This window comes from Hymenobacter rubidus (assembly GCF_016734815.1).
GTDB lineage: Bacteria > Bacteroidota > Bacteroidia > Cytophagales > Hymenobacteraceae > Hymenobacter > Hymenobacter rubidus.
In genome coordinates this window covers 41,178-54,547 of record NZ_JAERQF010000001.1, presented here as the reverse complement: position 1 = coordinate 54,547, position 13,370 = coordinate 41,178, and the positions used below count along the sequence as shown (strand labels likewise).

Genomic DNA, 13,370 nt, shown 5'->3' with positions numbered 1-13,370 from the left:
TCTATCTAATCATTATGAAAAAGACAGCAATTCTAGCCGCCTCGCTTCTGGCCACGGCTGCTATTTCTTCGGTTCAGGCCCAGGATATTCGTCTCGGTCTGCGGGCGGGCGCCAACTACTCCAACCTGGCCGGCAACATTCAGAACCAAGCTACTTACAACAACAAAGTTGGCTTCCTTGGCGGCGTGATGCTCAACGTGCCCCTGCTTGCGGACAATTTCCTGTCGCTCCAGCCGGAAGTGCTGTATTCGCAAAAAGGCTTCGAAAACAAGCCCACCGAGTACACCGGCCTGCTGGGCAGCAAGCAAAAGCGCGAAGGTAGCGTCAACTACAACTACCTCGACGTGCCTGTGCTGCTGAAAGTGAACGCCGGGGGCCTGATTCTGGAAGCCGGCCCGCAGTACTCCTACCTGCTGAGTGCCAACAACCAAACCAAAACCACCACCACGCCCGCCCTGGGCGGCGAGCCCACCGTGGCCGAAGCCCAGAACAAAACCGACGTGAGCGCCCTCAACCGCAACGAGCTGGGCTACCTGGCCGGCGTCGGCTACCAGGCCGACAACGGCCTGAGCCTGAGCCTGCGTTACACCGGCGCCTTCAGCGACTTCGTGAAATCCGACAACAGCACCTACTTCAACGGCGACCTGAAAAACGCCCGGCACTCGGCCTTCCAGCTCTCGCTGGGGTATTTGATTGCGGGCAAGTAGCAATCAAGCGGTATCGCTGAAAAGGCCCGGCAGCACTGCCGGGCCTTTTTATTTTGCGCGTGTCAAGTGTTGTTTAAAAGCGCTGAAACTTCCAGCCTTCCGGCACGGGGTGCTTGCCCTGGGCATCGTATGACCAACTGGTTTTGACCTCCTTGCCATGCTTTAAAAACCAGTGGTGCACCACCAGGGTATCCGCCGGCTGGCCAATTACAAAGTAAACCAGACGGGTTTCCCGCACCGATTCACCGTTTAGCATGGCGGGAACCGTGTAGGATAGAACATCAAGGCTGCCATCGGGATGGTAAATTCGCTCTATGGTTTCGCGGGCCACGCCGGTATAGGTCCATTCGGCCACCAATTCTCCCGTGTTGCGCACCTGCTTCCAGTCTCCGAAAGGCTCAAAGACGGGCTTGCCGTTTTTGCCGGGCTTGATGCGCAAAGGACCTTGGTTGTAAGACTTGTTGTGCCCAATGAGGACGGGCGACCCTTTTTGAATTTTTGTCACCGTTTGCCCACTAGCTACGGCCACTTTCTCCGCGCGGGTCATTTCCTGTCGAAACTCCCGGTCTGGCGCAACCACATACAGGAAAAACCCATACATCGCGCCCAGACCTCCGATAAGTATAGCCCAATTCATTTTTTCAATACTGGAAAACAGTTAAGCAGTTATCCCAAGTATACAAAAAGGAATTGGCACAAGCCTGATATGGAAAGCTACGGGTGCGCCGCCACCCACTCCGTACCGTCCTCATACTCTTCGCGCTTCCAGATGGTCACCACCTGCTTGAGCGTGTCGATGATGAACTGGCAGGCGGCGAAGCTTTCGGCGCGATGCGGCGTGGCCACGGCCACTACCACCGCCACGTCGCCGAGCTCCAAGGTGCCTTTGCGGTGTACCACGGCCACTTCCTGCAGCATGGGCCACTTCTCGTAAGCCTGATTCACGACGTGGCCCAATTGCGTGAGGGCCATGCTGTCATAGGATTCGTAGTGCAGGCGGCGCACCGGCCGGCCACCCGACTGGTTGCGGACCGTACCGATAAAGGAATTGACGGCCCCGGCGGCATCGGTTTGCACGGCCGCGAGAGCGGCGGCAATGTCAATGGGCTGGTCGGTGATGGAAAGGGTAGGGGTCATGCAGAGAATGGGCAACCGGGCAGTAGCGCGAACTTTGTAGTTCGCGTCGCCGCGCTGTAAAAATCGTTCGGGTATCGTTCCGGTACGCGAACTACAAAATTCGCGCTACGAAAATCACCCGCCCGCCACGGGCGGAATGAGGGCGATTTCGTCCACCGTGTGCAGCGGGTGGTCGTTGCGGGCGTATTCGTTATTCACGGCGACGGCGCAGCTGCGGAGCTCGCCCAGGGCGGGGTACTGCTTGCGCAGTTCGTCCAGCAGCGCCCCCACGGTGGCGGGGGCCGGCGCGGGCAGCTCAATCACGGACGTGCCCACAATCTCGCGGGTGATGCCGAACAAGGCGATTTTTAAAGACATATCTTCGGCGTACATTTTGGGTGAAAACCAGCGCGGCGCGGCCGTTGAGGCTCAGGCTACGCCCGATGCCCTGAACACCTTCCGGGCGTTGGGGGTTTACCGCAGGCCGGCAGTCTTACGTACAGCCCAACAAAATTGGTGATAAACGTGCTTCCATCCCCACTATCTCCGGCCACGCCGGCCGTCGCGCCCCTCTACGACCAGCACGGCCGCCCGCTCGAATACCTGCGCCTGGCCGTGACGGACCGCTGCAACCTGCGCTGCTTCTACTGCATGCCCGAAGAAGGCATCAAGTACATGCCCAAGCAGGAGCTGCTGACCTACGAGGAAATGCTGCGCCTCACGGGCCTGCTGGCCCGCCTGGGCGTGCGCAAAGTACGCCTGACCGGCGGCGAACCCTTCGTGCGGCGCGACCTGGTGCCCTTTATGGAGCGCCTGGCCCAGCTGCCCGGTATTGATGACATCAGCCTGACCACCAACGGCGTCCTGACCGCGCCGCACGTGCCCGCCCTGGCCCGCCTGGGCGTCCGTGCCGTCAACCTCAGCCTCGATACGTTGAACCGGGAGCGGTTCTTCCAAATCACGCGGCGCGACGAGCTGCCGCGCGTGATGGAAACGTTTCATGCGCTGCTGGAGGCCGGCATTCAGGTGAAAATCAACGCCGTGGTGATGGACGGCCAGAACATCGACGACCTGATTCCACTGGCCGACCTCAGCCGCAACCTGCCCGTCGACGTGCGCTTCATCGAGGAAATGCCTTTCAACGGCGGCAGCCACGCGGCCGGCCCCGCCTCGCTGCCCTGGAACCATATCCGCATCCGCCAGCACTTGGAGGCGCATTTTGGCGCGTTTACGCCCGTGGCCACGGCGGCCGGGGCCACGGCGTCGGAGTACACCCTTGCCGGGCACAAGGGCACGGTGGGCATCATTGCGGCCTACTCGCGCACCTTCTGCGGCACCTGCAACCGCCTGCGCCTCACGGCCGAAGGCGGCATCAAAACCTGCCTCTACGACCAGGGCGTGCTCGATACCCGCGCCCTGCTGCGCGGCGGCGCTTCGGATGCCGACATCACGGCCGCCCTCGCCCACGCCTTTCGCTACCGGGCGGCCAACGGCTTCGAGGCGGAGCGGCAGCGGCCCTTGCACCAGCTCAGCTTCGAGAGCATGGCCACCATTGGGGGGTAGCGCCGGATTGATGGCCCGGGTTTAGGCTTTACCTTACCGGCGGGCAGCTATTCTGGCCCTCTGTTAAGCAAAGGTTGATGCGTCGTTGCAAGCTTGAGCTTAAGGGGCTTCCTGCTTCAGCCAGCAATAATAAGTTCTAATCTTTATCGAATAAGTCATGCTATAAATGCTTTAATGGCAAGATACTTAATGTATTAAGACAAGTTGCTAGTGTATATTTGTTACTTATACCTAAGCGTGAGGATGCATTATATGGCTGATTTATACGGTTTTATTTCTTCGGTAGAATCTTCGGACGTGCCGTCAACGTCTTCTGACGATTCTCGTGGCCCGGAAGAAGAATTGGCGGAGCTGCGGCGGGCGCTGGCCGAAACCCGGGCGGCCCTGCACCAAGCCGAACACCGCCTGACCGAGCAGCAGGAATTTTATCAAGCTGTGCTCGACCATTTGAAGGTAGATGTGGCTGTGTTTGACGCGGAGCACCGCTTTAAGGCCGTGAACGCGAAAGCATTCAGCAACCCCGAGCTGCGGCAGTGGGTTATCGGCAAAACCAACGCGGAGTACTGTGCCCACCGACAGCTGCCGGCCGAACTAGCTGCCAACCGCGAGCGACGGCTGGCAAACGCCATCGAGACGCGCACCGAAACCACCTGGGAAGAAACCCTGAACCACGCCGACGGGCCGCGGCACCTGCGCCGGTATTACGTGCCGGTATTTGCGGCCGATGGCACGCTGTGCATGGTGGTGGGCACCGGCACCGATGTGACCGAGCGCCAGTTGGCTGAGCAGAAGCTGGTGGAGCAGCGTGAATTTTACGACTTCACCCTCAATCATATTCCCTGCGATATTGCCGTGTTCGATGCGCAGCATCGGTACCTGTTTGTGAATGCCAGCGGCATCACCAATCCGGATGCCCGCGAGTGGGTGATTGGGAAAACAAACTTCGACTACTGCACCCAGTACGGCCACCCGCTGTCGCTGGCCCAGGAGCGCGAAGCACGCCTGAACCAAGCCGTGCGCGAGCGGCGGTTGGTGACGTTTGAAGAAAGCTTCCTGCGGCCCGAGGGTACGCGCCACCAGTTCCGCTGCCTGCAACCGGTGTTCAACGCCGACGGCTCGCTGCACATCATTGTGGCTTACAGCCTCGACATCACCGAGCGGGTGGTGACCGAGCAGGCCCTACGCCACGCCAAGTTGGCGGCCGAGTCGGCGATGCGGGCCCGCGAGATTTTCCTGGCCAACATGAGCCACGAAATCCGGACGCCGATGAACGCCATTCTGGGCATGAGCCAGCTGCTGGCCAAGACAGCCCTGGCGCCCGACCAGGACAGCTACCGGCAGGCCATCACCACGTCGGCCGAACATTTGCTGGTCATCATCAACGACATTCTGGATTTATCGAAGCTGGAAGCCGGCAAGATGTCGCTGGAGCACCTGGGGTTTGTGCCGGTGCATCTGCTGGCCGAAATCGAGCAGACCCTGCACTACAAAGCCGTGGAAAAAGGCCTGAGCCTGGTGACGCGGGTGGCCCCGGACGTGCCCCGCGTGCTCATCGGCGACCCCTACCGCATCCGGCAGGTGCTGCTGAACCTGGCCGGCAACGCCATCAAGTTCACCGAAACCGGCAGTGTGGCCATTACCTGCGATTTTGTGGCCGACGAGGCCGGGAGCGGCGAAATCGTGTTCCGGGTGGTCGATACCGGGGTGGGCATTGAGCCAGAATTCGTGAAGAACATCTTCAACGAGTTCAGCCAGGAAGATTCGTCGGTGACGCGCAAGTTTGGCGGTACGGGCCTGGGCCTGAGCATCAGCCGCAACCTGCTGAAGCTGATGGGCAGCGACGTGCAGCTGGAAAGCGAGAAAAACAAGGGCACCACCATGCAATTTGCCCTGCGCCTGCCGGTGGGCACCGCCCTCGACCTGGCGCCCAAGGAAGTGCTGCCGCCCGATAGCCCCGTGCGCGACAACCTTCGCAACAAGCAGGTGCTGCTGGTCGAAGACAACCGCTTCAACCGCCAGATTGCCAAAACCTTTCTCAGCCAGGCCCAGGTGCAGGTGACCGAAGCCGAGCACGGCGCCGAAGCCGTGGAACTGGCCCAGCACCAGCGCTTCGACCTGATTTTGATGGACATTCAGATGCCGGTGATGGACGGGTATGCGGCCACGGCCCTGCTGCGCCAGCAATTGGGCCTGACCACGCCCATTGTGGCCCTCACGGCCAACGCCATCAACGGAGAGCGGGAAAAATGCCTGGCCGCTGGCATGAACGGCTACCTCACCAAGCCCTTCAAGGAAGACCAGCTTCTGAAAACCGTGGGCGAGTGGGCGCTGGCGGAGTACCCAGCCGAGGCAGAACAAGCGGCCCCGGTTGCCGCCGAAGCACTGGCCGGGGCCGAATTCCTACTGGCACCCGCCGCGCCCCTAGCCGACGCCGTAGACCGGCTCTATGCAGTGGATGAGCTTCTGAAAGTGGGCCAGGGCGACGCCGATTTTGTGGCCTTTATGCTGGCCACCTTTGTGGAAAGCTGCGACGAGGCCATCCAGGGCCTGAACCTGGGCATGCAAACCGGCGACATCGCCTTGCTCAAAACCGCCGCGCACACCCTGCGGCCCAACCTCACGCACCTGCGGGCCCACCAGCTCCTGCCCCCCGTAGAGGCCTTGGATGAATGGCAGGGCGCATTCCAGCCCAAAACCCTGCAACCGCTGGTCGATTCCATCGTGCTGCTGCTGCGCGAAGTCGTGACCCAGATTAGGCTCGATACGGCGGTCTAGGCCATTCGTAGGTAGTCTTATTAGATAGATGATAAGTAATTGATTTTAACTATTTAATAGTTATAGTTTTTTCTATTCGCCGCTCGGAAACGTTTGCTGGAAATGAACAAGTTAATTGCGTTCAAAGGCAACTTCTGGCGGCGGGCGGGCGTTGCTAGAGCTTACTTTTGGCTCAGCCCAGCGCAGTTACCGCATGATTTCATTGGCTTCTTCTCCCGACTATATTTCCCGCAAAACCCACCGTGTCGCGGTGGGGGCGTTGTTCTTTTTGTTAGGCCTGTGCTTTGCCTCCTGGGCCTCGCGGATTCCGAGCGTGCAACAGCGCATGGGCATTTCGGAGGCCGGGCTGGGCGGCGTACTGCTCACCATTCCGCTGGGGCAACTGCTCTCGCTGCCGCTGGCCGGCTGGCTGGTGGCCAAGGAGGGCAGCCGCAAAGTGGTGCTGTGGAGCGTGGTGCTCTACGCCACGGCGTTGCTGGGCCTGGGCTGGGCCAGCAACCTCTACCAGCTGCTGCCCTGCCTGGTGCTGTTTGGCGTGGGCGGCAACCTGACCAATATTTCGGTGAATACCCAGGCCGTAGGTGTGGAGCGGCTGTATAAACACAAGCCCATTATGGCTTCGTTTCACGGGCTGTGGAGTTTGGCGGGCTTTGTGGCGGCGGCTGTGGGCTCGTTCATGATTGGACATGCCATTGCGCCGGGCGTGCATTTCGTGTTCATTGCGGCCTTCATTCTGGCCGGGCTGGCGGTGAGCGCCGGCTACACCGTGCGCGAAGACAGCGGCGTCGACCCCGACCAGCCCATTTTTGTGAAACCCGATAAGGAGCTGCTAGGCTTGGGTGCCATTGCCTTCTGCGCGCTCATTTGCGAAGGCGCCATGTTCGACTGGAGCGGCGTGTATTTCAAGAAAGTTATTCAGGCCGATAAGGACTGGGTGGGGGCGGGCTACACGGCCTTTATGAGCACCATGGCGCTGGGCCGCTTCGGGGCCGATTGGCTGGCCGAACGTCTGGGGCCCAGGCGCGTGATTCAGCTTTGTGGGCTGCTCACGGCCACGGGGCTGAGCATTGCGGTGCTGCTGCCCACGCTGCCCACAGCGCTGCTGGGCTTTTTGTTGGTGGGCTTCGGCACGTCGGCGGTGGTACCGCTGGTGTACAGCGCGGCCGGCAAATCCACGCACATGTCGGCGGGCATGGCGCTGGCGTCGGTGTCCACCATCGGCTTCTTCGGATTCCTGCTGGGGCCGCCCATCATCGGCATGGTGGCCGGCGCTACCAGCCTGCGCGTGTCGTTTGCCCTCATTGCATTTATGGGGCTGTGCGTGTCGGCGGTGGCGAGCCGGGTGCGGGTGTAGGGCGTTAGGGAAAGAGGGAAGAAGGAAAGTTGGAAGCAATTAAAACGTCATGCTGAGCTTGTCGAAGCATCTCTACCGCAGCAGTAATTCCAACATTTAGGTTAGTTACGCGGTAGAGAGGCTTCGACTGCGGCTGCGCCTCCGCTCAGCATGACGTTCTTTTTGCTTCAATTCCGTCTTCCTTTCTTTTCCATTCCCAAACCATATGCCCGACAACCCTCAAACCGCCACCAAATACACCTGGGACGCCATGCCCAAAGAGCAGGTGACTGACCAACTCTCGCGCCGCCTCATCACCGGCGACAAAATGATGCTGGCCCACGTCTACCTTAAAAAAGGCTGCATCGTGCCCCTGCACCAGCACGAAAACGAGCAGATTACCTACATCTTGGAAGGGGCCCTGCGCTTCTGGATTGGCTCCGAAGATGCCGAGCCCATTGTGGTAGGCGTGGGCGAGGTGCTGCACATTCCGGGCAACGTACCGCACAAGGCCGAAGCCATTGAGGACACGCTCGACGTGGACATTTTCAGCCCGCCGCGTCAGGACTGGCTCGATAAATCCGACGACTATCTGCGTCAGAAATAACGCTATGGACCTCGGACTGAAAGGAAAAATAGCACTGATAGCTGCCGCCAGCAAGGGCCTGGGCCGCGCCGTGGCCGAAGAGCTGGCCGCTGAAGGCGCGTCACTCATCATCTGCTCCCGTGGCGATGAAGCCCTGCAAGAAGCCCGCGCCGCCCTCGAAACCGCCCACGGCGTGCCCGTGCTCGCGTTGGCGGCCGACGTGGCCAACCCCGCCGACGTGGCCCGCGTGGTGCAAGCCGCAATGGCGCGCTTCGGGCGCATCGATATCTTGGTAACCAACGCCGGCGGCCCGCCCGCCGGCACCTTCGACACGCTGAGCGCCGAGCAGTGGCAAGCCGCCACGCAGCTGCTCCTGACCAGCGTGGTGGAATTGACGCGCGCCGTGCTACCGGGCATGAAAGCGCGCGGCTGGGGCCGTATTTTGAATATCACGTCCATCTCGGTCAAACAGCCGGTAGAAAACCTGATGCTCTCCAACAGCCTGCGCGCTGCCGTAACGGGCATGGCCCGCACGCTGGCCACGGAAGTGGCCGCCCAGGGCATCACTGTGAATAACATTCTGCCCGGCTACACCCGCACCGAACGGGTGGTGGGCCTGGCCGATGCCACGGCCGCCAAAGAAGGCATCTCGGCCGCCGACGCCACCGCCCGCTGGGAAAGCCAGATTCCGATGCGCCGGCTGGGCGAACCCCGGGAGTTTGCGGCGCTGGCGGCGTTTCTGTGCTCGGAGCGGGCCAGCTACATCACCGGCACGTCCATTCCGGTCGATGGGGGCTGGATTCGGGGACTGTTTTAAAACACGTCTCCCAGCTTAGATGTGCGTTTGCTTGCCCAGCCCCACCCAGCCGCGCTGCATGGCGTAGTAAATGGCCGTGCCCACGATTAAGCCCACCAGGTAGCCGTAGGGCAGCCCCGCGCAAAGCAGCCCCACCAGCAGCGCCACCAGCAAATCGGCGCGGCTGCCGCTTACGTCGCGCAGCAGTGTGGCCAGGGACAAGGCTTCAAACAGCAGCAACACACCCAGCACCGGCAGCGGGAAAATCTGTACCACATCGGCAAAGCCCTGACTGAAAAACAGGCCCATGACTAGGAACAGGCCACCGTAGATGACCACCGAGCCGCCCGTGCGTGCCCCAAACGCATGGTGCCCCACCATGCCGCCCGAGCCGTGGCACACCGGAAAGCCCCCGAAAAAGGGATTTGCCAGGTTCATCAGCGCATACGTGAAGCTGATTTTGCGGATGGTGAGCGGCTCCCGCTCGGGAAATAAATCCTGCGCTACCTGCTTGGTAGCCAGAATGGAGTTGCCCAGCGACAGCGGAATCTGGGGCAGCGCCAGCAGCACGGCCCCGGTGAGAATGTCGGCCGACTGCGGCAGGTGCCAAGAGGGCAAGCGCAGGCCCGCGGCCTTTTGGGCGGTAGCCAAATCGAGCTTGAACACCAGCGCATAAGCCACGCCCAGGGCAATGACGATGAGCGCCGCCGGCCAGCGCCGGTTGCCAAACAGCACGACCGTCACGGTGAAGGCCGCTGCGGCCAGCGCATAGCCCGCCGCCCCGTCGGCCCCCACGTACTTGGTGAGGGCCAGGGTGGCCAGCTGCAGGGCCAGCCCAAACTGAATGCCGCGCACCACGGCCTTGGGTACCAGCCGCGCCAGCGCATCAATCAGCCCGGTTACCGACAGAAAAAACATGCTGACGCCAATGGCCAGCCCACCCCCAAAAATGACGCGCCCGGGAATCTTCTGGGCAATAACCAGCGCCGCGAAGGCCTTGAGCGGCTGCACGGGCATGGGCATGCGGTACCACAGCCCGGTGAATACCTGCATCAGTCCAAACAGAATCAGTACGGAAGCACTATCGATGCCCGAGGCCGCCATGACGCCAATCAGGAGCGGCAAGTCAGTGCCCAGGTCGCCAAAGGCGCCGGCGAGTTCGTTGCGGTCGAACCGAATGGGCGGGCGAACCGGGGCCGGGTGGGGTTTGGTTTGGAAAAGTGTAGAAGGCTGCATCAAGAACAAAGGAAACGCGTTTGGCAGAGCCACTGCTTCGCCAAATCCTGGCCAATGCCGAATTGTTTGGCGGGTGCTGGTGCGGCGATGTGCCGGTTCCGGCCCGTTCTGGGTGCGGCTTGCGCGGGGCTACTGCGCTGCCGCCCGCCGGAAAACTAGGCGCGGGGCGGCCGTGGTGGCATCGTACAGTCGCAGCTCGTCGCCTTCGAGGGCGTAGCGTTGGGTAAGAGCCAGGTTGGCGAGGTACTGGTTTTCGAGGGGCTGCACGGGGCAGGTGGCACGGGTCGGAATCTGCGGTGAGATGCTTAGCTGCTGGTTGTTGCTGCTGCCGAGACTGAAGCGGCCACTGAAATTATTGCACGGCCCCAGGCCCACGGTGCACTGGCCAAGGTCCACAAATTCGAGGTAGGACCTGCGGGTTTCGGAGTAGCTGGAGGCCTCCACCGGAAAGTTGTCGATGCGGGCCAGCATCCAGCGGGTTTCGAGCAGGGTGGCGGCGGCCGGGGCGGCCGTGTCCTCTTTCTCACAGCCGGCCAGCAGCAGCGTAGCCAGCACGGCCAGGGACAGGATACGGAAGGGCATCATCGGGAAGTGATTTGAAGGAGAGCGATGCAATGATAACGAGAAAAACGGCCGCTCCGTATGGGCCGCGGCGGCGCCGGTTGGCCGCTGCAGCAGCCGGAGCCGGTAGCTTTGCATTGCCCGAGCTCCGGCCCCGCGAAAGCAAGGCTCCAAAGGCATAATTACTGTCAAAACCAGTTGTTTTCGAACTCTTTGCGTAAAGGTGGGCGTTGGTGGCCTACCTTCCAATATTCACTGTGTCCTTATCAACTTTGCTTATGACCTTGTTGTCGTTTTGCGCGCTGCTGTTTGCCGGTACTGTGCTGAAAGCCGCTACGCCGGCCGCGCCGCCCGTCGAAACCTCCTCCGTTACCGTGGTGGTTTCGTCGTTGGTATCCACTACTGCCGCCGTGCGGCTGTATTTCTACAACACCCGCGAGGGCTTTTTGAAAAGCGGCAAATGGGCTTTTTCCAAAGCAGTGAAGCCGGCCGGTAAGAGCGAGTTTACACTGCCCGTGGATTTGCCGAAGGGCGAGTGGGCCGTGGCCATCACGCAGGACCTGAACAACAACGACAAAATCGACAAGAACTTCCTCGGCATCCCCACCGAGCCCTATGCCTTTTCCAACAACGTGCGCCCCACCGTGGCCGCGCCTGGTTTCGACGAATGCAAATTCATGGTCGACGGCCCGGGCAAAGTTGTCAGCATTGTGCTGAAGGATTAGCGTAATACAGTCCTGGTTCAACCAGCACGCCGTGTCGAGCGCAACCGAGACATGACGTGCTGGTTTGGTTTTTGCCGACTAATTTCGGTCACTACTGTTCAGTCGCCCCGAAACGGGTGCAGGCCCCGCGCCAGTCGTTCCGTGAGAGTCACGGCGCGGCGGGCGCGGGTTTCTGTTTGTTTGGCCTCGGCCACCAGCCGGGCCATGGCGCGGCGGTGCGAGCCGCTGTAGCGGTTGAATGCCGCTTCGGCTTCGGGCCAGGCGGCTAAGGCTTCGGCCAGCTCGGTGGGGAGGTCCACGTGGTCGGGGTTGGGGTCGGGCGCAATGGCCACGTCCAGCCACTGGCCCAGTTCAATGCCCACGGCCCGGCACACGTCCTTGTTCACCATGAGGTAGCGCCCGCCGCCTTCCAGCGGCAACAGGCCCAGCCGCAGTTCCTGCCCGTGAATGGTGACAATAACCCGCTTGGTCTTGCTACCCAGCGCGGCCAGCACTTCGGCCGGCACCACAATTATTTGCGTGGGCATGAAGCTGGGGCCGCCCGGCTCCAGCTGCGCGCGGAAATGGATGGGAGATGTCATTGGAACTCAAAAGAACGTCCTGCTGAGGGCCGCCAAAGCATCTCGCGGGCCATTACTAAATCAATCGTTAAACAAACGAATTTCTATTCTAAGCAAGATGCTTCGGCGGCCCTCAGAAGGACGTTCATTATAAAGTTCTCCTGTCAATTACGCACCTGCCCTGCGCCGCGCACCAGCCACTTGTAGCTGGTCAGTTCTTCCAGGCCCATTGGCCCGCGGGCGTGCAGCTTCTGGGTGCTGATGCCAATTTCGGCTCCCAGCCCAAACTGCCCGCCATCGGTGAAAGCCGTGGAGGCGTTGGCATACACCGCGGCAGCGTCCACGGCATTGAGGAAAGTTTCGAGGTGCTGAGCGTCTTCTGAAATGATGGCTTCGCTGTGTTTGGAGCCGTATTGGGCAATGTGGTCCAGCGCCTCTGGCAAGGAGCCAACCGTTTTCACGGCCATGGCCAGCGAAAGAAATTCGGTGCCAAAATGTGCCTCGGTGGCAGGGGCCAGCAAGGCCGCCGGATAGTGGCCGGCCAGTGCCGCTAGCGCCAGCTCATCGGCGAAAAGCTGCACGCCGGCCGCCGCCAGCGGGGCCAATAGTGCGGGCAAGTCGGCCGACCGGCTTTCGTGAATGAGCAGGCAGTCGAGGGCGTTGCACACGCTTACGCGGCGAGTCTTGGCATTGGCAATAATGGCCGCGCCGGTGTTTAAATCACCGGTTTCATCAAAAAATGTATGCACCACGCCCGCTCCGGTTTCGATAACGGGCACGCGGGCATTTTCGCGCACGTAGTTGATGAGCGACTGGCTACCGCGCGGAATCACCACATCCACGTAGCCCACGGCTGTCAGCAGGGCTTCGGTGGCGGCGCGCTCGGGTGGCAGCAGCGTGGCCACGGCGGGGGGCAGGCCGTGACGGGCAAGCACCGGTCCGGCCACCGTCAGCAGTGCCGCATTGGAAAAAGCGGCATCGGAGCCACCTTTCAATAGGCAGGCATTGCCGGTTTTCAGGCACAGCGCGAGGCTGTCGAAGGTCACGTTGGGCCGCGCCTCGTAGATGATGCCGATGACGCCCAGCGGCACGCGCACTTTCGTCAGGTGCAGGCCGTTCGGCATCGTTTTCCGGGTCAGGGTTTCGCCCACCGGTGAGGGCAGGCCGGCCACGGTGCGCAGGTCGGCCGCGATGCCGGCCAGGCGTTCGGGCGTGAGGCGCAGGCGGTCGTGGCGCGGGTCGGTTTCGGGCATGCGGGCCAGGTCGCGGGCATTTTCGGCTAGTAGAAACGGCGTTGCGGCCACGGTGGCATCGGCCAGGTCGCGCAACAGGGCATCGGTAGCGGGGGGCGGAAAGGCGGCCAGGTCGCGACTGGCTTGCCGAGCGGCTTCGAAAAGCAGGCGCAGGTTCAT

14 protein-coding genes are annotated in these 13,370 nt (G+C 61.5%); 7 read left to right on the top strand and 7 right to left on the bottom strand.

Going from position 1 to position 13,370, the window contains the following annotated elements:
• Positions 1 to 14: 14 nt before the first annotated feature.
• Positions 15 to 707, top strand: a complete 693-nt coding sequence (locus tag JKL48_RS00235) for a porin family protein (protein WP_201977202.1) — start codon at positions 15 to 17, stop codon at positions 705 to 707.
• A 73-nt stretch (positions 708 to 780) separates the two neighbouring features.
• Here JKL48_RS00235 and JKL48_RS00230 read toward each other — a convergent pair whose 3' ends face one another.
• From JKL48_RS00230 to JKL48_RS00220, 3 genes are all read right to left on the bottom strand, one after another.
• Positions 781 to 1,344, bottom strand: a complete 564-nt coding sequence (locus tag JKL48_RS00230; RefSeq protein ID WP_201977200.1) for a hypothetical protein — start codon at positions 1,342 to 1,344, stop codon at positions 781 to 783.
• 77 nt (positions 1,345 to 1,421) lie between these two features.
• Positions 1,422 to 1,844: a molybdenum cofactor biosynthesis protein MoaE gene (locus JKL48_RS00225; protein WP_201977198.1), complete on the bottom strand. Its 423-nt coding sequence runs from the start codon at positions 1,842 to 1,844 to the stop codon at positions 1,422 to 1,424.
• Between the two features lie 114 nt (positions 1,845 to 1,958).
• Positions 1,959 to 2,201: a MoaD/ThiS family protein gene (locus JKL48_RS00220; protein WP_201977196.1), complete on the bottom strand. Its 243-nt coding sequence runs from the start codon at positions 2,199 to 2,201 to the stop codon at positions 1,959 to 1,961.
• Positions 2,202 to 2,348: 147 nt separating this feature from the next.
• On the opposite strand from JKL48_RS00220, the gene moaA reads away from it, so the two are divergent.
• From moaA to JKL48_RS00195, 5 genes are all read left to right on the top strand, one after another.
• On the top strand, positions 2,349 to 3,386 hold the full coding sequence (gene moaA, locus JKL48_RS00215) for a GTP 3',8-cyclase MoaA (RefSeq protein ID WP_201977194.1): 1,038 nt from the start codon (positions 2,349 to 2,351) through the stop codon (positions 3,384 to 3,386).
• A 252-nt stretch (positions 3,387 to 3,638) separates the two neighbouring features.
• The gene (locus JKL48_RS00210) at positions 3,639 to 6,161 is read left to right on the top strand and encodes a response regulator (protein ID WP_201977192.1); all 2,523 of its coding nucleotides are present in this window, start codon (positions 3,639 to 3,641) and stop codon (positions 6,159 to 6,161) included.
• Positions 6,162 to 6,354: 193 nt separating this feature from the next.
• Positions 6,355 to 7,515, top strand: coding sequence for an MFS transporter (locus JKL48_RS00205; RefSeq protein ID WP_201977190.1), 1,161 nt, complete (start codon positions 6,355 to 6,357; stop codon positions 7,513 to 7,515).
• A gap of 205 nt (positions 7,516 to 7,720) precedes the next feature.
• Positions 7,721 to 8,101, top strand: a complete 381-nt coding sequence (locus tag JKL48_RS00200; protein ID WP_201977188.1) for a cupin domain-containing protein — start codon at positions 7,721 to 7,723, stop codon at positions 8,099 to 8,101.
• Positions 8,102 to 8,105: 4 nt separating this feature from the next.
• Positions 8,106 to 8,897 carry an SDR family oxidoreductase gene (locus JKL48_RS00195; protein ID WP_201977186.1) on the top strand — a complete coding sequence of 264 codons (792 nt, stop codon included), beginning with the start codon at positions 8,106 to 8,108 and terminating at the stop codon, positions 8,895 to 8,897.
• 15 nt (positions 8,898 to 8,912) lie between these two features.
• Here the strand turns inward: JKL48_RS00195 and JKL48_RS00190 are convergent, their stop codons facing one another.
• Together JKL48_RS00190 and JKL48_RS00185 are read right to left on the bottom strand one after the other, a co-directional pair.
• Positions 8,913 to 10,112, bottom strand: a complete 1,200-nt coding sequence (locus JKL48_RS00190) for a putative sulfate/molybdate transporter (RefSeq protein ID WP_201977184.1) — start codon at positions 10,110 to 10,112, stop codon at positions 8,913 to 8,915.
• A 129-nt stretch (positions 10,113 to 10,241) separates the two neighbouring features.
• Complete coding sequence (locus JKL48_RS00185; protein ID WP_201977183.1) at positions 10,242 to 10,697, bottom strand: META domain-containing protein; 456 nt, start codon at positions 10,695 to 10,697, stop codon at positions 10,242 to 10,244.
• Between the two features lie 254 nt (positions 10,698 to 10,951).
• Between JKL48_RS00185 and JKL48_RS00180 the strand changes: the two genes are divergently transcribed.
• Positions 10,952 to 11,398: a DUF2141 domain-containing protein gene (locus JKL48_RS00180; protein WP_201977182.1), complete on the top strand. Its 447-nt coding sequence runs from the start codon at positions 10,952 to 10,954 to the stop codon at positions 11,396 to 11,398.
• Positions 11,399 to 11,496: 98 nt separating this feature from the next.
• On the opposite strand, the gene JKL48_RS00175 is transcribed toward JKL48_RS00180, so the two are convergent.
• Positions 11,497 to 11,979: a YdeI/OmpD-associated family protein gene (locus JKL48_RS00175; RefSeq protein WP_201977181.1), complete on the bottom strand. Its 483-nt coding sequence runs from the start codon at positions 11,977 to 11,979 to the stop codon at positions 11,497 to 11,499.
• A 143-nt stretch (positions 11,980 to 12,122) separates the two neighbouring features.
• A complete protein-coding gene (locus JKL48_RS00170) occupies positions 12,123 to 13,370 on the bottom strand; it encodes a glutamate-5-semialdehyde dehydrogenase (protein WP_201977180.1) in 1,248 nt (415 codons plus the stop codon).

Bases quoted from the DNA above. Each gene is read 5' to 3' on its own strand.
- JKL48_RS00220 (WP_201977196.1), bottom strand. From the start codon at position 2,201: ATGTCTTTAAAAATCGCCTTGTTCGGCATCACCCGCGAGATTGTGGGC.
- JKL48_RS00235 (WP_201977202.1), top strand. From the start codon at position 15: ATGAAAAAGACAGCAATTCTAGCCGCCTCGCTTCTGGCCACGGCTGCT.
- JKL48_RS00170 (WP_201977180.1), bottom strand. From the start codon at position 13,370: ATGAACCTGCGCCTGCTTTTCGAAGCCGCTCGGCAAGCCAGTCGCGAC.
- JKL48_RS00225 (WP_201977198.1), bottom strand. From the start codon at position 1,844: ATGACCCCTACCCTTTCCATCACCGACCAGCCCATTGACATTGCCGCC.
- JKL48_RS00195 (WP_201977186.1), top strand. From the start codon at position 8,106: ATGGACCTCGGACTGAAAGGAAAAATAGCACTGATAGCTGCCGCCAGC.
- JKL48_RS00180 (WP_201977182.1), top strand. From the start codon at position 10,952: ATGACCTTGTTGTCGTTTTGCGCGCTGCTGTTTGCCGGTACTGTGCTG.
- JKL48_RS00185 (WP_201977183.1), bottom strand. From the start codon at position 10,697: ATGATGCCCTTCCGTATCCTGTCCCTGGCCGTGCTGGCTACGCTGCTG.
- JKL48_RS00205 (WP_201977190.1), top strand. From the start codon at position 6,355: ATGATTTCATTGGCTTCTTCTCCCGACTATATTTCCCGCAAAACCCAC.
- JKL48_RS00230 (WP_201977200.1), bottom strand. From the start codon at position 1,344: ATGAATTGGGCTATACTTATCGGAGGTCTGGGCGCGATGTATGGGTTT.
- JKL48_RS00175 (WP_201977181.1), bottom strand. From the start codon at position 11,979: ATGACATCTCCCATCCATTTCCGCGCGCAGCTGGAGCCGGGCGGCCCC.
- JKL48_RS00200 (WP_201977188.1), top strand. From the start codon at position 7,721: ATGCCCGACAACCCTCAAACCGCCACCAAATACACCTGGGACGCCATG.
- JKL48_RS00210 (WP_201977192.1), top strand. From the start codon at position 3,639: ATGGCTGATTTATACGGTTTTATTTCTTCGGTAGAATCTTCGGACGTG.
- JKL48_RS00190 (WP_201977184.1), bottom strand. From the start codon at position 10,112: ATGCAGCCTTCTACACTTTTCCAAACCAAACCCCACCCGGCCCCGGTT.